Origin of the sequence: Bacillus sp. FSL R7-0646, assembly GCF_037969865.1 — a bacterium.
GTDB classification, from domain to species: domain Bacteria; phylum Bacillota; class Bacilli; order Bacillales; family Bacillaceae; genus Bacillus; species Bacillus licheniformis.
This window is the reverse complement of record NZ_CP150217.1, coordinates 2852261-2871630: the sequence shown is the minus strand read 5'-3', so window position 1 is coordinate 2871630 and position 19370 is coordinate 2852261. Positions and strand designations below refer to the sequence as shown.

At 44.9% G+C, this 19370-nt stretch carries 22 protein-coding genes, 1 tRNA gene and 1 riboswitch; of the genes, 20 read left to right on the top strand and 3 right to left on the bottom strand.

The genetic code is table 11. From position 1 onward, the window contains the following. The first annotated feature begins 116 nt into the window (after nt 1-116). Together uvrC and MKY62_RS14935 are read left to right on the top strand one after the other, a co-directional pair. The gene (gene uvrC, locus MKY62_RS14940; RefSeq protein ID WP_016885566.1) at nt 117-1889 is read left to right on the top strand and encodes an excinuclease ABC subunit UvrC; all 1773 of its coding nucleotides are present in this window, start codon (nt 117-119) and stop codon (nt 1887-1889) included. A 64-nt stretch (nt 1890-1953) separates the two neighbouring features. Further along, a riboswitch (Lysine riboswitch) is annotated at nt 1954-2133 on the top strand. A 149-nt stretch (nt 2134-2282) separates the two neighbouring features. Next, nucleotides 2283-3512 carry an aspartate kinase gene (locus MKY62_RS14935; RefSeq protein ID WP_003184185.1) on the top strand — a complete coding sequence of 410 codons (1230 nt, stop codon included), beginning with the start codon at nt 2283-2285 and terminating at the stop codon, nt 3510-3512. 44 nt (nt 3513-3556) lie between these two features. On the opposite strand, the gene MKY62_RS14930 is transcribed toward MKY62_RS14935, so the two are convergent. Further along, nucleotides 3557-4000 (bottom strand): YslB family protein, encoded by a 444-nt coding sequence (locus MKY62_RS14930; RefSeq protein ID WP_003184184.1) that lies wholly within the window; start codon nt 3998-4000, stop codon nt 3557-3559. 301 nt (nt 4001-4301) lie between these two features. Here MKY62_RS14930 and MKY62_RS14925 point away from each other — a divergent pair, with 301 nt between their 5' ends. The 15 genes from MKY62_RS14925 to MKY62_RS14855 all read left to right on the top strand — a co-directional run bounded on the left by MKY62_RS14925 (nt 4302) and on the right by MKY62_RS14855 (nt 14797). Continuing rightward, entirely contained in the window at nt 4302-4910 is a 609-nt protein-coding gene (locus MKY62_RS14925; RefSeq protein WP_003184182.1) for a succinate dehydrogenase cytochrome b558 subunit, read from the top strand. A gap of 33 nt (nt 4911-4943) precedes the next feature. After that, a complete protein-coding gene (gene sdhA, locus MKY62_RS14920) occupies nt 4944-6707 on the top strand; it encodes a succinate dehydrogenase flavoprotein subunit (protein ID WP_003184180.1) in 1764 nt (587 codons plus the stop codon). Then, nucleotides 6704-7468, top strand: a complete 765-nt coding sequence (sdhB, locus tag MKY62_RS14915) for a succinate dehydrogenase iron-sulfur subunit (protein WP_003184177.1) — start codon at nt 6704-6706, stop codon at nt 7466-7468. The genes sdhA and sdhB overlap by 4 nt, the downstream gene beginning before the upstream one ends. Nucleotides 7469-7530: 62 nt before the next feature. Further along, nucleotides 7531-8001 (top strand): thioesterase family protein, encoded by a 471-nt coding sequence (locus tag MKY62_RS14910; RefSeq protein ID WP_003184175.1) that lies wholly within the window; start codon nt 7531-7533, stop codon nt 7999-8001. A 17-nt stretch (nt 8002-8018) separates the two neighbouring features. After that, nucleotides 8019-8717: an SDR family NAD(P)-dependent oxidoreductase gene (locus MKY62_RS14905; RefSeq protein ID WP_003184174.1), complete on the top strand. Its 699-nt coding sequence runs from the start codon at nt 8019-8021 to the stop codon at nt 8715-8717. Between the two features lie 175 nt (nt 8718-8892). Beyond that, nucleotides 8893-9117: a spore germination transcription factor GerE gene (gene gerE / locus MKY62_RS14900; RefSeq protein WP_003184172.1), complete on the top strand. Its 225-nt coding sequence runs from the start codon at nt 8893-8895 to the stop codon at nt 9115-9117. A 163-nt stretch (nt 9118-9280) separates the two neighbouring features. Then, nucleotides 9281-9724 (top strand): MarR family transcriptional regulator, encoded by a 444-nt coding sequence (locus MKY62_RS14895; protein WP_003184148.1) that lies wholly within the window; start codon nt 9281-9283, stop codon nt 9722-9724. Between the two features lie 7 nt (nt 9725-9731). Further along, nucleotides 9732-10550: a glutamate racemase gene (racE, locus tag MKY62_RS14890; RefSeq protein WP_009329331.1), complete on the top strand. Its 819-nt coding sequence runs from the start codon at nt 9732-9734 to the stop codon at nt 10548-10550. A 151-nt stretch (nt 10551-10701) separates the two neighbouring features. After that, on the top strand, nt 10702-11811 hold the full coding sequence (locus MKY62_RS14885; RefSeq protein WP_003184146.1) for a GerMN domain-containing protein: 1110 nt from the start codon (nt 10702-10704) through the stop codon (nt 11809-11811). A 125-nt stretch (nt 11812-11936) separates the two neighbouring features. After that, nucleotides 11937-12677, top strand: coding sequence for a ribonuclease PH (rph, locus tag MKY62_RS14880; protein ID WP_003184144.1), 741 nt, complete (start codon nt 11937-11939; stop codon nt 12675-12677). A gap of 21 nt (nt 12678-12698) precedes the next feature. Beyond that, the gene (locus MKY62_RS14875; protein WP_003184143.1) at nt 12699-13289 is read left to right on the top strand and encodes an XTP/dITP diphosphatase; all 591 of its coding nucleotides are present in this window, start codon (nt 12699-12701) and stop codon (nt 13287-13289) included. Nucleotides 13290-13305: 16 nt separating this feature from the next. After that, the gene (locus MKY62_RS14870; protein ID WP_003184142.1) at nt 13306-13827 is read left to right on the top strand and encodes a metallophosphoesterase; all 522 of its coding nucleotides are present in this window, start codon (nt 13306-13308) and stop codon (nt 13825-13827) included. Between the two features lie 119 nt (nt 13828-13946). Continuing rightward, nucleotides 13947-14020: transfer RNA gene (locus MKY62_RS14865), tRNA-Arg, on the top strand. 133 nt (nt 14021-14153) lie between these two features. After that, the gene (locus tag MKY62_RS14860) at nt 14154-14300 is read left to right on the top strand and encodes a hypothetical protein (protein WP_011198176.1); all 147 of its coding nucleotides are present in this window, start codon (nt 14154-14156) and stop codon (nt 14298-14300) included. Between the two features lie 113 nt (nt 14301-14413). Further along, the gene (locus MKY62_RS14855; RefSeq protein WP_003184139.1) at nt 14414-14797 is read left to right on the top strand and encodes an ArpU family phage packaging/lysis transcriptional regulator; all 384 of its coding nucleotides are present in this window, start codon (nt 14414-14416) and stop codon (nt 14795-14797) included. A 94-nt stretch (nt 14798-14891) separates the two neighbouring features. On the opposite strand, the gene MKY62_RS14850 is transcribed toward MKY62_RS14855, so the two are convergent. Both MKY62_RS14850 and MKY62_RS14845 read right to left on the bottom strand, forming a co-directional pair. Beyond that, nucleotides 14892-15023, bottom strand: coding sequence for a Phr family secreted Rap phosphatase inhibitor (locus tag MKY62_RS14850; protein WP_003184137.1), 132 nt, complete (start codon nt 15021-15023; stop codon nt 14892-14894). Next, a complete protein-coding gene (locus tag MKY62_RS14845; protein WP_003184134.1) occupies nt 15020-16210 on the bottom strand; it encodes a tetratricopeptide repeat protein in 1191 nt (396 codons plus the stop codon). Before MKY62_RS14845 ends, MKY62_RS14850 begins: the two co-directional genes overlap by 4 nt. Nucleotides 16211-16404: 194 nt before the next feature. On the opposite strand from MKY62_RS14845, the gene MKY62_RS14840 reads away from it, so the two are divergent. The 3 genes from MKY62_RS14840 to MKY62_RS14830 all read left to right on the top strand — a co-directional run bounded on the left by MKY62_RS14840 (nt 16405) and on the right by MKY62_RS14830 (nt 19365). After that, nucleotides 16405-18324 carry a T7SS effector LXG polymorphic toxin gene (locus MKY62_RS14840; RefSeq protein WP_016885557.1) on the top strand — a complete coding sequence of 640 codons (1920 nt, stop codon included), beginning with the start codon at nt 16405-16407 and terminating at the stop codon, nt 18322-18324. A gap of 16 nt (nt 18325-18340) precedes the next feature. Continuing rightward, nucleotides 18341-18796: a YrhA family protein gene (locus MKY62_RS14835; RefSeq protein WP_003184127.1), complete on the top strand. Its 456-nt coding sequence runs from the start codon at nt 18341-18343 to the stop codon at nt 18794-18796. Between the two features lie 107 nt (nt 18797-18903). Further along, complete coding sequence (locus MKY62_RS14830) at nt 18904-19365, top strand: SMI1/KNR4 family protein (RefSeq protein ID WP_003184126.1); 462 nt, start codon at nt 18904-18906, stop codon at nt 19363-19365. Nucleotides 19366-19370: the final 5 nt, after the last annotated feature.

Here is a 19370-nt window from a genome sequence, read left to right as displayed (position 1 = left end):
CCAAAGGGATCGCTTTTTTCTTACAAGTCATCTTCTTTCTCCATTTGTGGCGAACGTACGGTCGGTCATGGTAAACTTAAATGAAGGAAAAACGCCGAAATAAGGAAGGATTTTTGATGAACAAAAAAATCAAAGAAAAGCTGGCCCTTCTTCCGGATCAGCCTGGCTGCTACTTGATGAAAGACAGGCAGGATACCGTCATCTACGTCGGGAAAGCGAAAATCTTAAAAAACAGGGTCCGCTCCTATTTCAGCGGGTCCCATGATGCCAAAACACAGCGTCTTGTCAGTGAAATTGAAGACTTCGAATACATTGTCACATCCTCGAACATCGAAGCGCTCATTCTTGAAATGAATTTAATCAAAAAGTACGACCCGAAATATAACGTGATGCTTAAAGATGATAAAAGCTACCCGTTCATTAAAATCACGAACGAGCGGCATCCGAAGCTGATTGTCACAAGGAAGGTCAAAAAAGACAAAGGCCGCTATTTCGGGCCGTACCCCAATGTCCAGGCTGCGAGGGAAACAAAAAAGCTGCTGGACCGCCTCTATCCGCTCAGAAAGTGCGCCAAGCTGCCTGACCGCGTCTGTTTGTACTATCATCTCGGACAATGTCTGGCGCCATGCGTATATGATGTGTCTGAAGAGACAAACAGACAGCTCACAGAAGAAATTACCCGCTTTTTAAAAGGCGGCTACAATGAAGTGAAGAAAGAGCTTGAAGCAAAAATGCTCGAAGCCTCGGAAAACCTGCAGTTTGAACGGGCGAAAGAATTCCGCGATCAAATTGCCCATATCGAGTCAACGATGGAAAAACAGAAAATGATGCTGAATGACATGGTTGACCGCGATGTATTTGCCTATTCGTATGACAAGGGCTGGATGTGCGTCCAGGTCTTCTTCATCAGGCAGGGCAAATTGATTGAAAGAGATGTCAGCATGTTTCCTTTATACAGGGAAGCAGACGAGGAATTTCTGACATTCATCGGGCAATTTTACTCCAAAAACAACCATTTTCTTCCGAAGGAAATTTTGGTGCCTGACAGCGTCGACAAGGACATGATTGAGGAGCTTTTGGACGTGAACGTGCGCCAGCCGAAAAGAGGAGCGAAAAAAGACCTGCTGCTCCTTGCCCATAAAAATGCAAAGCTCGCTTTGAAGGAGAAGTTTTCGCTCATTGAACGGGATGAAGAGCGGACGATCGGCGCGATTGAAAAGCTCGGAAAAGCGCTGGACATCTACACGCCATACAGAATTGAAGCGTTTGATAACTCAAATATTCAAGGAACGGACCCTGTTTCGGCCATGGTTGTATTTCTCGATGGAAAACCGCATAAAAAAGAGTACCGCAAATATAAGATCAAGACGGTTGAAGGTCCTGACGACTACGGATCAATGCGCGAAGTCATCAGAAGAAGATATACAAGGGTGCTGAAAGAGAATCTGCCGCTGCCTGATTTAATTTTGATCGACGGCGGAAAGGGGCAGGTGTCTGCCGCCCTTGACGTTCTGGAAAATGAACTGGGTCTCGATGTCCCTGTTGCCGGTCTGGTGAAAGACGATAAGCACAGAACATCCAACCTTTTGATCGGCGATCCCCTTGAGATCGTCCAGCTTGAGCGGAACAGCCAGGAATTTTACCTGCTTCAGCGCATTCAGGACGAAGTGCACAGGTTTGCGATCAGCTTCCACAGGCAGCTCAGGGGAAAAAGCGCATTTCAATCGGTGCTGGACGGCATACCGGGCGTCGGCGAACAGCGGAAAAAACTGCTGTTAAAACATTTCGGTTCCGTTAAGAAAATGAAGGAAGCGAGCGCCGAAGATATCCGCAAGCTCGGCATACCTCTGAAAACGGCGCAGCTGATCGAAGAGGCATTGAAAAAATAATGTTGAACTTTTAAAAAGAATCTGATAGAATTTGTACTAATTTCATAATAAGATCGTGTGATATGGTGAAGATAGAGGTGCGAACTTCAAGAGTAGGCTTGATGAGGAAGATGGATTCCGATGAAGAAAGCCGAAAGGGGAGCGTCGCCGAAGCGGGGAAAAATCCACTCGTTTTTCCTGCTGGCTTTACATTGAATAAATGTGAGGCTGTCAAGAAATCATTTCTTGGAGAGCTATCTCGTTGTTTAAGATCATCGGCATTTTTGTTGGTTAAAGCAATGAGGGAATTCTCTCGTTGCTTTTTTTGTGCAAAAAAAACCGTACAGGCCGCCGGTCAAGCTTTCCTCTTCATACATAAACAAACACGAACGAAAACAAAAAGGGTGGTATTTGATGGGTCTCATCGTCCAAAAATTTGGCGGAACTTCCGTAGGGTCAGTGGAAAAAATATTGAATGTCGCAAACCGCGTCATCGAAGAAAAACAGCGCGGTCATGATGTTGTCGTCGTCGTTTCGGCGATGGGCAAATCGACGGACTCCCTCGTCGCGCTTGCCAAGGAAATCACCGAGCAGCCGAGCAGCAGGGAAATGGACATGCTGCTGACAACAGGAGAGCAGGTGACGATTTCGCTGTTGACAATGGCTTTGCAGAACAAGGGGTATGATGCGGTTTCCTATACAGGCTGGCAGGCCGGCATCGAAACCGAAAATATTCACGGCAACGCAAGAATTACGAACATTGATACAGCCAAGCTGAAAGAGCGCCTGAATGAAGGGAAAATCGCCGTTGTCGCCGGATTCCAGGGCGTCACAGCGGAAGGCGAAATCACAACGCTCGGCAGAGGCGGATCAGATACGACAGCCGTTGCCCTCGCAGCAGCCCTGAAAGCTGATAAATGCGACATTTACACCGATGTGCCGGGGGTTTTCACGACGGATCCCCGCTATGTGAAAACAGCGCGGAAGCTGGCCGGAATCTCCTACGATGAAATGCTGGAGCTTGCCAATCTTGGAGCAGGCGTCCTTCATCCGAGAGCTGTTGAATTTGCGAAAAACTACCAGGTGCCTTTGGAAGTCCGTTCAAGCACCGAAAAAGAAGCCGGCACATTAATCGAGGAGGAATCATCAATGGAACAGAATTTAATCGTAAGAGGCATTGCATTTGAAGATCAGATCACACGCGTGACCGTATGCGGCCTGGCGAGCGGCCTGACGACGCTGTCAACGATTTTTACAACGCTCGCCAAACAGAACATCAACGTTGACATCATCATTCAATCGGTGACAGGCACAAGCAAAACGTCGATTTCTTTCTCAGTGAAAACGGAAGACTTAAAACGGACGGTTGAAGTTCTAGAAGAATACAAAGACGCGCTCGACTATGAACAGATTGAAACGGAAAACAGGCTTGCCAAAGTGTCGATCGTCGGTTCTGGCATGATCTCCAACCCGGGAGTAGCAGCGGAAATGTTCGCTGTGCTGGCGGAAAAAAACATCCAGGTCAAAATGGTCAGCACATCCGAAATCAAAGTTTCGACTGTCGTCAACGAAGGCGATATGGTGAAAGCCGTTGAAGCGCTGCATGATGCTTTTGAACTGTCGAAGCAGACAGCAGTCATTTAAAAAGAAAAAGGCGGGACTTTTGCAGTCTCCGCCTTTTTGCATAGTTATGCCGGGTCTTTCAAATCCCATTTCACCGTTAAAACCACTTTTCCGGCTCTTTTTTTCACCTGTTCATAAGATTCGGCAATTTGTTCGTTCATCAGCTGGATTTGCTCGGCGATAAACCCGGCTTCAAGCTGAAAGCAGGGCTCCTTTTGATACTTGAGGCGGTTTGAAACCAGCGGGCCTTCGAGTTCAAACTCAAGCTCCTGTTTTTTTGAATGGACGATCGCAAGCGTTCCCCAGCCTGCATCCTGAAAGAAAGCGGGAAGATCCTCCCGGGATTCAAGCGGGAACTTGCGGGCGAGCTTTTTTCCCGCCCAGTACATCATATCTGCGTAGTCTTGTCCCAGCATATCGGGAAGCAGCACTTCCCTGATCAACTCATAGCCATATGCGGAGACTTCCAGCTCTTTTAATTGCGCTAAGTTTGCTTCATATTTATTCATATCCAATGTCTCCCCTCTTTTCTCCGTTTATTATAGCTTAAATGGGGTGAAAGATTACAGCGGAGACATGCATTTAGGAAGAAAAAAATCTGATATATTTATATTTTGATAAAATAAAATTTTCAAAAATATGATTAAATTTTAGAAAATTTCAATTTATGTACGCGTTTTCTTGACGCCTATTTCTCATAGGAGTAAAATGAAATTGTCATAAAAACTTAACAAAGTGCGATATTTGAAACAGGACGGGGGATAGGAGACCTTTCATTTTTACTGCACTTTTCAACTAGGGGGTAAAGCAATGGCCGGGAACAGAGAGTTTGTTTATCGAAGACTGCATTCTTTGCTTGGCGTCATACCGGTGGGCATATTTTTAATCCAGCATTTGGTTGTCAACCATTTTGCGGCAAGCGGAGAAGAGGCGTTTAATAACGCCGCTCACTTTATGGAAAACCTGCCGTTCAGGTACGCTTTGGAAATCTTCGTGATTTTCCTTCCGCTGATTTATCATGCTGTTTATGGAGTATACATAGCTTTTACAGCGAAAAACAATGCGAACAGATTCGGCTTTTTTAGAAACTGGATGTTCGTTCTGCAGCGGATTACAGGAATCATTACCTTGATTTTTGTCAGCTGGCACGTGTGGGAAACACGGATTGCCGCCCAAATGGGGGCAGAGGTGAACTTTGACATGATGGCTGATATTTTGAGCTCCCCGATCATGCTCGGCTTTTACATTGTAGGTGTCCTCTCAACAATCTTCCACTTTTCAAACGGTTTATGGTCGTTTGCTGTCACTTGGGGAATCACTGTTTCTCCTCGCTCACAGCGAATCGCCACGTTTGTGACAATGGGAGTCTTTGTTGTGCTGTCCTATGTAGGGCTGAGAGCGATTTTGGCATTTGTGTAAAAGAACTAGATTACTAGAGGGAGTGGGGCAGGCATGAGCAATTCAAGCATCATCGTTGTCGGCGGAGGACTAGCGGGTCTGATGGCGACCATTAAAGCTGCGGAAGCAGGAACAAATGTAAAACTATTTTCGATCGTTCCCGTTAAGCGCTCACATTCCGTATGTGCGCAGGGCGGAATCAACGGAGCGGTCAATACAAAAGGTGAAGGAGACTCCCCATGGGAGCATTTTGACGACACGGTGTACGGAGGCGACTTTCTGGCGAACCAGCCGCCGGTCAAAGCGATGTGTGAAGCGGCGCCGTCGATCATTCATTTGCTTGACCGCATGGGCGTCATGTTTAACAGAACGCCTGAAGGGCTGCTTGACTTCCGGCGCTTCGGAGGAACCCAGCATCACAGAACGGCATATGCGGGGGCGACGACCGGACAGCAGCTCTTGTACGCGCTGGATGAGCAGGTTCGCCGCTTCGAAGTTGAAGGGCTCGTTTCGAAATATGAAGGCTGGGAGTTTCTCGGAGCCGTTCTTGATGATGACAATACGTGCAGGGGCATCGTCGCCCAAAACTTAACGACGATGGAAATCGAGTCGTTCCGTTCGGACGCAGTCATCATGGCGACCGGGGGGCCGGGCATCATCTTCGGAAAATCGACGAACTCGATGATCAATACCGGATCAGCCGCTTCGATCGTTTACCAGCAGGGTGCTTACTATGCGAACGGAGAGTTCATCCAGATCCATCCGACCGCCATTCCTGGAGACGACAAGCTGCGGCTGATGAGCGAATCGGCGCGCGGTGAAGGCGGACGAGTCTGGACGTATAAAGACGGCAAGCCTTGGTATTTCCTCGAAGAGAAATATCCGGCATATGGAAACCTTGTGCCGCGTGATATTGCGACGCGTGAAATATTTGATGTGTGCGTCAGACAAAAGCTCGGCATCAACGGCGAAAACATGGTTTATCTCGATCTTTCCCACAAAGATCCGAAGGAATTGGACATCAAGCTGGGCGGAATCATTGAAATCTATGAAAAATTCATGGGTGACGATCCGCGCAAGCTGCCGATGAAAATCTTCCCTGCGGTTCACTACTCAATGGGCGGACTTTGGGTCGACTACGATCAGATGACCAACATTCCTGGACTGTTTGCCGCGGGAGAATGCGACTATTCGATGCACGGCGGAAACCGCCTGGGAGCGAACTCGCTCTTGTCAGCCATTTACGGCGGCATGGTGGCAGGTCCGAAAGCCGTTGAATACATTCAAGGTCTCGAAACATCCGCAGAAGATCTGTCTTCTTCCGTTTTCGATGCATACGTCAAAAAGGAAGAAGAAAAGTGGGCTGACATAATGAAAATGGACGGCAATGAAAATGCTTATGTCCTTCATAAAGAGCTCGGCGAATGGATGACAGACAACGTGACGGTCGTGCGCTACAATGACAAGCTGCTGAAAACGGATGAAAAAATCCAAGAGCTTGCCGAGCGCTACCGAAACATCAATATCAACGATACGGCAAAATGGAGCAACCAGGGCGCCGTATTCACGCGCCAGCTGCACAACATGCTGCAATTGGCACGGGTGATCACGCTCGGTGCATACAACCGGAATGAGAGCCGCGGCGCCCATTATAAACCGGATTTCCCTGAACGTAATGACGAGGAATGGCTGAAAACAACAATGGCGAAACATGCAGGCGATTTTGAAGCCCCGAAATTCCATTATGAGGATGTCGATGTTTCATTAATCGCACCGCGTAAACGGGATTACTCGAAGAAAAAGGTGGCGAAATCATGAGTGAAAATAAGACAATCAAGTTTATCATCACTCGTCAGGATACATCGGATTCTAATCCTTACCAGGAAGAGTTTGAAATTCCATACCGTCCGAATATGAACGTGATTTCCGCTTTGATGGAAATCAGAAGGAACCCGGTGAATGCAAAGGGAGAAAAAACGTCGCCGATTGCTTGGGATATGAACTGTCTCGAGGAAGTGTGCGGCGCTTGCTCCATGGTGATCAACGGCAAGCCGAGACAGTCCTGTACAGCGCTGATCGACCAGCTTGAGCAGCCGATCAGCCTTGAACCGATGAAAACATTCCCGGTTGTCCGCGACCTTCAAGTGGATCGGAGCCGCATGTTTGATTCGTTAAAGAAAGTCAAAGCATGGGTGCCGATCGACGGCACATATGATCTCGGACCGGGACCGAGAATGCCTGAAAGAAGACGTCAGTGGGCTTATGAGCTGTCAAAATGCATGACTTGCGGCGTGTGTCTTGAAGCTTGTCCGAACGTGAACGATAAAACAAACTTTATGGGACCTGCACCGCTCTCGCAAGTTCGCTTATTCAACACCCATCCGACGGGAGCGATGAACAAATCTGAACGGCTTGAAGCGATTATGGGAGACGGCGGACTGGCCGAATGCGGCAACTCGCAAAACTGCGTGCAGTCGTGTCCGAAAGGCATCCCGCTCACAACCTCAATCGCTGCATTAAACAGGGATACGACCGTTCAGGCGTTTAAAAACTTCTTCGGAAGCGACAACACGGAATAACACGAAAAAACGCACCTCTTCAAACCGAAGAGGTGTTTTCATGATCAAAGGGGATGAAAACATTGAAATTGCCGGGATATATCGAAGAACCGTTTGACACATGGTGTCAGTCATTTTCTTTTTTTGATGAAGTTTCCGTCCGTTTTTCAGAAACGGACATGTTCGGTCATATGAACAATGTCACACCGTTTGTCTACTTCGAAGAAGCGAGGATTTCCTATTTCAAGCACCTGGGCGTCATGGACCGCCTTTCAGACGGGAAGAGCGCGGCCATTCCCGTCGTGGCGAGCCAGCAATGCGACTATTTTCAGCAGGTCATGCTTCATGAACGTTTAAAAATCGGCGTCAAAACAGCATCTGTCGGCAACGCCTCGCTCACCCTCCATTACGCAGCGAAAAATGGGGAAGGCGGCCTTTGCTTTACAGGACTGGCGGTTATGGTGCAAATTGCGAAAGATACGGGTAAACCCGTGAAATGGACAGACGAACAAAAAGCAAAACTGCTTGGCAATAACTCATTTCCTGAGAAATAATTGACAGGGAGAGGAAAATGAAAAAAGCGATAATCATCGGCGCGAGTTCCGGAATTGGCAATGCGCTTGCCAAGCAGCTGTCAGCCGGAGGAGTGGAGGTCGGTCTTGCTGCAAGACGGTATGAGCTGCTAGCCAAATTGCGCGACGACCTCCCTGGACCTTCATACATTAAAAAGATCGATACAGCCGACAGCGAACACTCGCCTATACTGTTGAAAGAACTGCTTGATGAGATGAATGGGGCAGACGCAGTCTTCATCTGTTCAGGTGTTGGATATTTGGAAAGCGAAATGGATTGGAGCAAAGAAAAGGAAACGATCGATGTCAATGTGACGGGATTTGTGTCCTGCTCGAACGTGTTGATGGAGCATTTTATCAAAAACGGGAGAGGGCATTTAGTCGGCATTTCATCCATCGCCGCGCTGAGAGGAAACGGAGGGGCCGTCACCTACGCCGCTTCAAAAGCATTCGTTTCAAATTATTTAAAAGGACTTCGTCAAAAAGTGAAAAAACTCGGTTGCGATGAAATTGCGGTCACCGAAATTCAGCCCGGCTTCGTGGACACGGCTCTTGCAAAAGGTGATCATCTGTTTTGGACGGCTTCGCCCGAAAAAGCGGCTGCACAAATCATCAGCGCTGTGCAGAAGAAGAAGACGCACGCATATATTACGAAGAGATGGCGGCTGATCTCCTGGATTTTAAAATGTCTTCCTTAGAAGTTCAGCCCTGAAACGATGCCTGTGTCATGATTTGAAAAATAGGTGTTTGAGGGAACCCTTTTCTCCGTCAGAAACGTCACCGACCTTGCGTATGTTTCATATGATATCACGACTATATCGAAACCCATTCGTTTCAGATCAGCTCTCACCTTAGCAAGGAGGGTTACAATACTTGAAGGAGAAAGAGTTTCAATCAAAGCCGCTGCTAACAAAAAGAGAAAGAGAAGTGTTCGAATTGCTCGTTCAAGACAAGACAACAAAGGAAATCGCAAGCGAGCTCTTTATAAGTGAAAAGACTGTACGTAATCACATTTCCAATGCAATGCAAAAATTGGGAGTGAAAGGCCGTTCGCAAGCTGTTGTTGAACTTCTTCGAATGGGTGAGCTAGAGCTCTAAATTGAGCCGGTGTTCCTTCTTGTATCAAGAAGGGAACCGGTTATTTGTTTTTTCAAGAGCAATTTGTATATTCATGTTGAAGTCTTGCAATTTGTGTAGAAAAGAAGGAAAATAGACTCAAGTGTTTTGAAAACAAAACAACGAGTCGAGCGAGGTAGAGAAAATGAATTCGAATGCTTCTTTGAATCACATAGCGGACATTGAAAAATCACTCCGCCATATTGCGGGCATCATTAAACAAAAAGGAAGAGAAATTCTCACCCAATATACGATTACCCCTCCCCAGTTTGTCGGTCTTCAATGGCTGTATGAATACGGGGATATGACGATCGGCGAGTTATCACAAAAGATGTACCTGGCGTGCAGCACCACAACGGATTTAATTGACCGAATGGAGAAAAACAACCTCGTTGAACGGGTTAAAGATCCGTCCGACAGGCGCGTAGTCCGCATTCATCTTTTATCGGAAGGAGAGCGGATCATCCAGGAGGTCATTCAAAAAAGGCAGGACTATTTAGAAGACATGTTAGAGGCGTTTTCCGAGGAAGAAACAGCCGCGTTTGAAAAATTATTAATTAAACTTCAGCAGGAAATGAACAGAAAATGAGGCGATTTTGTTGGATCAACCGATAGGAGTCATTGATTCGGGAGTCGGCGGTTTAACCGTTGCAAAAGAAATCATGAGGCAGCTGCCGAAAGAAAAAATTATATATCTTGGAGACACGAAAAGGTGTCCATACGGACCGAGGGACAGAAAAGAAGTCCTGTCATATACATGGGAAATGACAAATTATCTGTTATCCCGCCACCATATTAAAATGCTCGTGATCGCCTGCAATACAGCAACGGCCATCGCGCTAGAGGAAATCAGCAGGGAAGTTGCGATACCCGTCATCGGCGTGGTGCAGCCCGGAGCCAGAACCGCGATTAAAGTGACGGAAAACCAGCGAATCGGCGTAATCGGAACGGAAAACACGATCAAAAGCGGCGCATACGAAGAAGCGCTTCTTTCGTTGAACGGAGATTTAACGGTGGAAAATCTGGCTTGCCCAATGTTTGTCCCGTTTGTGGAAAGCGGCAAATTTTTGGATGAGACGGCTGATGAAATCGTCAGGACGTCACTGCACCCGCTCAGAGATTCATCAATCGATACGCTGATTCTCGGATGTACGCATTATCCGATTTTAAAAGAGCCGATTCAGCGCTATATGGGAGAGCGCGTCAACATCATTTCCTCCGGAGATGAAACGGCCAGGGAAGTCAGCACGATCTTGTCATACAACGGTTTATTAAGCAAAACGGCGGAACCGCCGGAACACTTGTTTTTAACAACTGGGGAGCGCGCCCGCTTCACAAAAATTGCAAACGATTGGTTTGGATACGAAGTGAAAAATGTGGAAAGCATTTCTCTTCAGGAGACCGCTGTAAAATAAAGCTGCCGCACATGCAAACGGCAGCTTTTTTCATGGCCTTTTCTTTTAAAGAAAAGGTTTTTTGTATTCAGAGGGATTTTTTTAAAAAGCGGTCTAATTCAAAAACGGGCTCGTATACATAATAGTACAAACTGCCTTAGGAGGGAAAAGTATGCTGAAAAAAGGAATGAAAGGAATCGCGGTTACGGTTACGGCCTCCGCGCTGCTTCTTTCCGGGTGCGGAATATTTCAGTCAGATCAAGCCTCAGAGGAGATAGATCCGCCGCAGGACATCACATATGTAAAAGAGGAGAAGGAGCAAGACAAAACAGACAAAACCAAAGATAAAACAGAAGACAAAGGCAGCAAAACGACAAGCGACGATAAAGCCGCTCAAACGGGCGATACGGTCATGAGAGAGCTTTATCTCATTGATAAGAACGGCTATGTGACAGCGCAGACGCTGCCGCTGCCAAAGCAGGAAGGGACGGCTAAACAAGCGCTTGAATACCTCGTTGAAGGCGGCCCTGTTTCAAACATCCTGCCAAACGGATTCAGAGCCGTGCTGCCGGCGGATACAACGGTCAATGTTGATATTAAAGAAGACGGAACAGCGATCGCTGATTTCTCAAATGAATTTAAAAACTATAAAGCTGAAGATGAGCAAAAAATCGTACAGGCGATTACATGGACGTTAACGCAGTTTAACTCGATTGATAAAGTGAAGCTCCGCATGAACGGCCATGATTTGAAAGAAATGCCTGTTAACGGCACGCCGATTTCAGAAGAACTCAGCCGCGAGGACGGCATTAACCTCGACACGGCGGGTGTGACAGATATAACGGCGACACAGCCGGTCACCGTCTATTATTTGGCTGAATCAGATAAAGGCACATATTACGTTCCGGTGACAAAGCGGACGTCTGCAAAAGAAAAAGATCAGGTGACGGCGGCGATTAAAGAGCTGACTGAAGGACCGGACAATAAAAGCGGCCTGCTCTCCGATTTCCAGGGCGACGTCAAGCTTGAAAACAAGCCGAAGATTGAAGACGGCCATGTAACCCTCGACTTTAACGAAGCGATCTACGGAAGTGCCGACGGCCAGAAAAAAGTGATATCGGATGAAGTGTTAAACAGTATCGTGTTGACATTAACCGAACTGCCTGATGTGAAAAGTGTGTCGGTTACCGTGAACGGAAAATCCGAGCTCGTGAATGAAAAAGGAGAAAAGCTTTCCAAGCCGGTTTCAAGACCGAGCAAGGTGAACACAGGTAGTTTTTAAGCCGAAATTTTTGATATACTATAGAAAAAGAGGTGAGCGATCAAAGCTGCCTCTTTCTTTATTCAGCTTTTTGGAAGAGCGGAATGATTGTGAAAGGTTTATGTACATACAATCGGAGGTAAAAAATGAGATACGATGGAAGAAAAAACAATGAACTGCGCCCTGTCACAATGGACCTCGACTTTATTACGCATCCCGAAGGATCGGTCCTGATTACAGTCGGCGGGACAAAGGTGATATGCAACGCGTCTGTGGAAGACCGCGTACCGCCCTTTTTGAGAGGAGAAGGGAAGGGCTGGATCACCGCGGAATACAGCATGCTGCCGCGGGCCACGAACCAAAGGACGATCAGGGAATCGTCAAAAGGGAAAATCTCCGGGCGGACGATGGAAATCCAACGGCTGATCGGAAGAGCTCTTCGGGCGGTTGTTGATTTGGAAAAGCTCGGTGAGCGGACGATCTGGATCGACTGCGACGTCATTCAGGCGGACGGAGGTACGAGAACTGCGTCGATTACCGGAGCATTCACCGCCATGGCGCTTGCCGTCGGAAGACTCGTCGAAAAAGGCGCGCTGAAGGAGATGCCGATCACCGACTTTTTGGCTGCCACTTCAGTGGGCATCGATAAGGAAAAAGGATTGATCCTTGATTTGAACTACCAGGAAGATTCTGCAGCTGAGGTTGATATGAACGTCGTCATGACAGGCGAAGGCCGCTTTGTCGAACTTCAGGGAACAGGAGAGGAAGCGACATTCTCAAGAAGTGAACTGGACGGGCTTTTAGAGCTGGCTGAAAAAGGGATCGCCGAACTCATCGAAAAGCAGAAAGAAGTGCTCGGCGACGTTGCATTATCTATTCAACAATAACATGAGAAAGGCTGATACACGATGAAGGAAGTCATCATTGCCACGAAAAACGAAGGGAAAGTCAGGGAATTCAAAGCGATGCTTGAACCGAGGGGCTACGATGTCAAATCTTTACTGGACATCGGCTATACACCCGAAATCGAAGAAACCGGGCAGACTTTTGAAGAAAACGCTGTGATTAAAGCGGAAACAATTTCGAAAGAAACCGGAAAAATCGTGATTGCCGACGACTCCGGCCTGTCTGTCGACTATCTCGGCGGCAGCCCCGGCGTATACTCGGCCCGCTATGCAGGAGAAGAGAAAAACGATCTCGCCAATCTGAAAAAGCTATTGAAAGAGCTCGAAGGGGTGGAAAAAGAAGACCGTTCCGCGAGGTTCAGATGCGCGCTCGCAATATGCATTCCCGGACAGGAAACGAAAACGGTCGAAGGTTCTGTGGAAGGGTACATTACCGAAGAGCCGTGCGGCACAAACGGCTTCGGCTACGACCCGGTTTTTCTCGTCAAAGACAAAGATCAAACGATGGCCGAGCTCTCAAGCGGCGAAAAGAACAAAATCAGCCACAGAGCGGAAGCGCTGAAAAAGCTGTCCGCTTTATTGGATCAAGCGTAAAGGAGGAGGGCCGATCATGAAGGTTCTGATTGTCAGCGACAGCCACGGCCTTGAAGACGAACTGGAAATGATCGCTGAGCGGCACGGGAAGGAAACAGATCTCATCATCCATTGCGGGGATTCTGAATTGGACCCTTCCCATCCCGCGCTTTCCTCTTACTTAACGGTAAAAGGAAACTGCGATTTTTACGGGGAGTTCAAAGACGAAATCGTCGTTCCCGCCGGATCGAGAAAGCTTTTTTTCACACACGGGCATTTATACGGCATTAAACAGTCGCTTTTAAATGTGTACTGCCGGGCTGAAGAGCTCGGCGCCGATATCATCTGTTTCGGCCATTCCCACATCGCGGGAAGCGAGCTGATGGACGGAAAACTGCTGATCAACCCCGGCAGCATCCGCCTTCCGCGGGTGCGGAAAGAAAAAACTTATGCTATACTAAACATTGACAAAGACAATGCAACGGTTCGCTATTATGACTTGGACGGCCGGGAAGTCGAAAGCCTGACGAACCATGTACAATTGCCAGCACATTCATGAGGAAGAATTTTTTTCTTCCTCGTGAAGAAAAAAATTCTAAAAAGTTGTTGACTTTATGTCCCGATCCGCATATAATAAATCTTGTCGCTGATAGTTAAAGCGAAACAAAACAACATCATGTCCCAGTAGCTCAGCTGGATAGAGCAACGGCCTTCTAAGCCGTCGGTCGGGAGTTCGAATCTCTCCTGGGACGTCACGTAATGGGGCGATAAAGCCCGTCATCATACGCTTTCTACTCGTTAAATGTAACGGTCAATGTATCGGTCAATTAAAAAACCGACGCAATTTTGAACCGTTCAATTTAACGAAGTAGGAGGCGTTTTTTGTTGACGAAAAAGAAACCGATTTTCACAATCGACGAAGATTTTTCCGATTTGACTACGGCGCAGAAGCCTCCGGTAAATACGCCGAAAAAGCGAGTGAGGGATCGAATTACCATCGAAATGAAATTATTTGAGAGAAACAACAATTAAGTCTGATGGATTCAGGAATTTATATTGGTCCAAGACGGAGAGCCTGCGGACACCAAATTGACGTTGTATATACGTTTATTTGGTGTCTAATTTGTTTTTAGGAGGGATTTAGCATGTCAGCTACACAACTGACTTTTCTGCCGCCTATAGACGAAAAAGAAGTCAGAAATACGATTATAAGGGAGCTAAAAAGATATAAGGCTTTAAAGGTTCAGCTTGAAAACCGGAAAGAACGGGAAGCGGCCGGGATGAATAACCTTTTCCCGCAGCTCAGGGATCAGCACTCTTTAAATGAATTGAAAGTTTGTCAGATGGACAGGGCGCTTAAACAAAGCCTTGATGGTGATGAATTAAAGATCATAAAGGCCAAGTATCTCTCTCCCCAAAAAATAAAGGACATTGAGATTTATATGGAGATGGGGTTGAAAAAGGACAAATGCTATCAGGTCAAACGGCGGGCCATTTACAATCTTGCGACAGCTCTCGGGATAATCTGAGGGCTGTTGTGAACAAAAAAGCAGACTCCCAGGAGTCCGCTTTATCAAAGTGTACTTTTTTAATCTTAAGGGCCGAACTGAATCACGTTATGATTTAACCAAAAAACGCATTTTCAGCAACTTTAAAGTCTCCAGTACCGAATTCAGCTTTTCCTTGAGTAGTAAAGTTTAAAATACCAGTTAAAAATACACCTGTTATTACTGCACCTAAAAGTAATTTTTTCATGAGACAAGTTCCTCCGTCCATGTTTGAATTTTGTCGCGAGCGACTACTCCTTCATCGAAGTATTTCGCCGCTAATTCATGATATTCCTTCTTTTTGAAGTGTCTTGCTGCAATGATAGCTAAATCTGCTACGTCTGACCAAAGCTTTTTGTCTCTTAGCATATTCAATCCTTTATCTAATAAGGTCTTATCCAACTCTTTATATATTGAGTGTATGGCTAATAACTTGGCTTCGTACGTTTTTTCGTTTATTTCTTTTGCGAGATTGAGGGCTTTTTGATACCAATGTGTCCCTTCTTCGAATAAACCTTTCTTGAATAAAACCCTTGCCAGCATATAAGAAGTTCTGATGATTGCGATTTTGGAATGTAGATTTTCAAAAATGTCGAGAGCTATTTCGAAGGATTCACGCGCTAAATCGAGTTTTTCTTGTCGTTCGTAAGCAAGACCGAGATTGTGATGTCCGAGTCCCTCAACGTAATTTTGTCGGGTATCAGCAGCCATTTTTATTGCTTTTTTATATACGGACTCAGTTAATTCGTATTGATGTAGATCCAGTCTGTTTGCCGCAATTATCATTTGAGTGGTTGCTGCCCTATTTTCATAATTTCCAAGGGCTAAAAAGCTTTCGAGCGCTTTTTCTGCGTGTGTTAACGAGAAAAAATTTTGGTGAATTTCATAATATGCAATAGCAATTTGATAATTGAATTCTGCTCGTTCTGCTTCGTCTGGTATTTTATTTATCCAATTTTCAGCAATGCGATAAAAATTAATGGCTTTCGTAAAGTTCTTTATGTAAAACTGATACAGCCCGCTGAAAAAGTAAAAGTAATACTGAAGCATGTCGTCCGTCTTCTTTTCTTCAGCTCTATACTTAAGACTTTTTAAGATGCTTCCGGATTCGTTATATTTTTCGATCAATAATTTATACCGAGAATCTATCATATTGAAATAAAGCAAAACATCTTGATTCTTCTCCATATTATCAATAGCCTTCTGAATTTCTTTCTTCATTTGAGTTGCTTTATGAACTTGCTGTAACTTAATTGTTGCATACCATTGATTCAACATATTCCCGACCTTTTCGGATCGTATTTTAACAACCAATTCCCACCATTCCTTTCGTATAATTGATTTGAAATATTCAAAAAAATAAGTATCCATTTCCTTTTTCTGCATACCTTTCATTTTACAGAAAGGATCATTTTTTTACAATGATTTTCCTTTTTTGGAATTCAAAAAAAGCCTGTCGACTGTGTTGGGTTTTAAGACCTGATCAATAAGATTCATTTTCATGGATAGACAGGATTTATTCACCAATTTCTTTCCGTAAAGTGGTAAAATCTATACTGATTGTAACTTTAGTATTAGAGGGGAATGCCATGAAGACTCTTGATGTCCATGCGTTGCACCATGCAATTGATCAAACGCTGGAACAATTAAAACAGCAGTCAGACGAATTATCCAAAGTCAAAAAAGCCGTAGAGGGCATTACATCACTTGATGATGCTTTAAAAGGAAAAGGCGGCGACGCGATCCGCGCCTTTTACGAGGAATGCCACACCCCTTTTCTACAGTTCTATGATACTTTCATAGAGGAATACAGTTCCACGCTGAAGAAAATGAAAAGCGCGCTGAATTCGCTGGAACCAAACCACAACGGGTTTATTTCGCAAAGCTTTCTTGAGCACGAGCTGGAACAAGGATTGAATGCGGCCGACCGCACTACGAAGCGTTTGGTTTCTAAAACAAATGCCACGATCGCAAAAGTCAGCCACATTGTCGATTTGCCTGATTTGAATGACAGCGGTTTTCACGAACAGAATCAGAAAGCTTTAAAGGAAATCAATCAGACAATTGAAAAGCTGCACGCCTTCGACCGCGAACAGACAAGCGCTCTTAAAACCGCTGAAAACGACCTGGAAACGATGCAGAGATACATAAGCCGGCTTGAAAAAATGTACACAGGCCCTAAAATTGAAATTACCGGTTACCAAAAAGGCTCGATTTTAAAGCCGGATGAGATGGATGCTTTGCGTGGTGGACAAGACACAGCGATGGGCGTCATGTTGGATAAGCTGGATAAGAGATCAAAGCTTGAAAAAGAGGCCAGCAAAATAGAACCTATGAGTCATACTGATACGTTGAAGAAAAAACTTGAAAAGTTGTATGATGATCCGGATGAGTTTCTCAAAGTTGCTAGAGAGATTGGATATGATAATCTTACATCTGAACAGATGAATTATGTTACTGCCATTGAAGAAGCTTATGAGTTCAGAGCAGATCCAATTAAAGGAACTCTGGAAGATGGAAAACATGTCTTAGAAAGTATGAAAGGCTTTGTGGTTGGAGGATATGAATTTGCAAAAGATACGATCCAAGGAACGATTGAAACAGGTAAAGCTCTTATTGGACAAGCAGACGACTTTATTAAAAACCCAAAAGCAACTGTAAATTCAGTACTTGAGTATGATTACAAAGCCGCTTTTGAAAGTATGTTGCAATCAATCGCAGATTCGTGGGACGAAAAAATGGTACATGGGGATTCATATTCTCGCGGACACTATATTGCTTATGCGATTGGGACGATATGGGGGTTGGCAGAGGCCGGTCCTACTGTCGTATCAGGCTCAAAAAGTCTTGGCAAAGCTGGCAAGGCTGCAGCCCAAACAGCAAAGAAAAGTGTTAACTCTGTTAAACAACATTTCAGCCCGCCTAAAAATCGCTATACTCCTGCATTAGAAGGGATGCTCCAAAGAGCGGGAGAGGCCCCTAATGTGAAAAATACGCCTTTGCTGAAGGAGCTGCTTGAGGATAAAAAGAAAAGTGTGCTTTTCAAATCAATCGATAAGAATGGTGACTTTGTGGGCTCCTTAAAAGGAGAACAGATCCATCTGAAAAATGTGAAAGTTAAAGAAATAAGCTATACTAAAAGAGATCCTGCAGAGACAAAAAAACTTAGAAGCACTTTTAATGGCTCTGTTAAAAAGAAGTTTTTAAAAAGCCTAGTTAATGACCCTCAAAAATTGAAACAGCTTAAGAACGCCGGTTTGTCTGATTCAGATATAGCAAGAATGCAGGATGGATTAAATCCAAAAGGTTGGCAAGTTCATCATAAACTTCCATTAGATGATGGGGGTACAAATTCTATGGATAACTTAATTTTAATGAAAAACGATCCTTTCCATAAAGCAATTACTAATGAGCAGAATGCTTTAACAAGAGGATTGACTCCTGGACAAACAAAGAAAATAAAAAACTGGCCAATACCAAGTGGGGAAATTTATCCTATTGAAAAGTAACGGGAGGGAAGTCTTAATGTGGAAAGCGCATTTAGAAGAGATTCGGAAAATAGAGAAAAAATATGGAGATGATCTCAATAAACCAGCCTCTATTGACGCCATAAAAGAACTGGAACAAAGCGTTCAAGAAAAATTTTATAGTGCAGTGCTACCTGAGGGATATAAACAGTTCCTCAGCGCTGTCAATGGACTTGATTTTAATGGGTTGGTGATATATGGGGTAGACAGTTCTATAAGTGAACATGAAGCAGATGAAGAAATACATGGACTTATAGAAACAAATGAACTTTGGCATGAGAATGATTGGAAAAAAAAGTATCTTTTCTTTGGAGATTCAGATGTCTCATTGTACTGTCTAGACACTGCCCAAGGGAAATATTTAGAATTAGATAAGCCTTCAGGAACCACAATGAGCGAATACGAAAATTTCAATTCAATGTTAGAAGAAGCGTTAAGAACAAGTCTTTCCTGAGCAATTGGCGCCTTTTCTCTTTTTGTGGTATATGGATTGTGGGGAAATTCTTTAGACTATCAACATAGTTGGCCAAGACACACTACCCGTAAATGCGGAGGTTAATTATGCAGAATATTCACTGGAGAAAGCGCAGTACGTTTAAAGAGGCAACTCCTGAGCAAATTCATAGTCTTGAAGAAACTCTTAACATTAAATTTCCATTAGATTATAAAGAATACATAAAAGAATCCAATGGATGCTCTCCAGTAGATAAACGTGTTGTTGTTATTGCGGGATTTAGAGAATCGATTAATAACCTGCTAAGCATTAGAGACCCAGAGAGGCCAATTGATCTTTATAAAACATTCAATAATGTTAAGGATAGATTAGTTGACAACATTATTCCCTTTGCAACTGATGCAGGAGGCAACTTATTTTGCTTTGATTATAGAAATTCTGAAACAAGCCCAACTGTGGTTTTTTGGGATCACGAAGAAGCATTTGAGAATCCAGAAGCAGCGGTAACCTATGTCTGTGATAATTTCACTGAATTAATTAACAGTCTAAGAGAGTATGAAGAAGAATAAAGGGA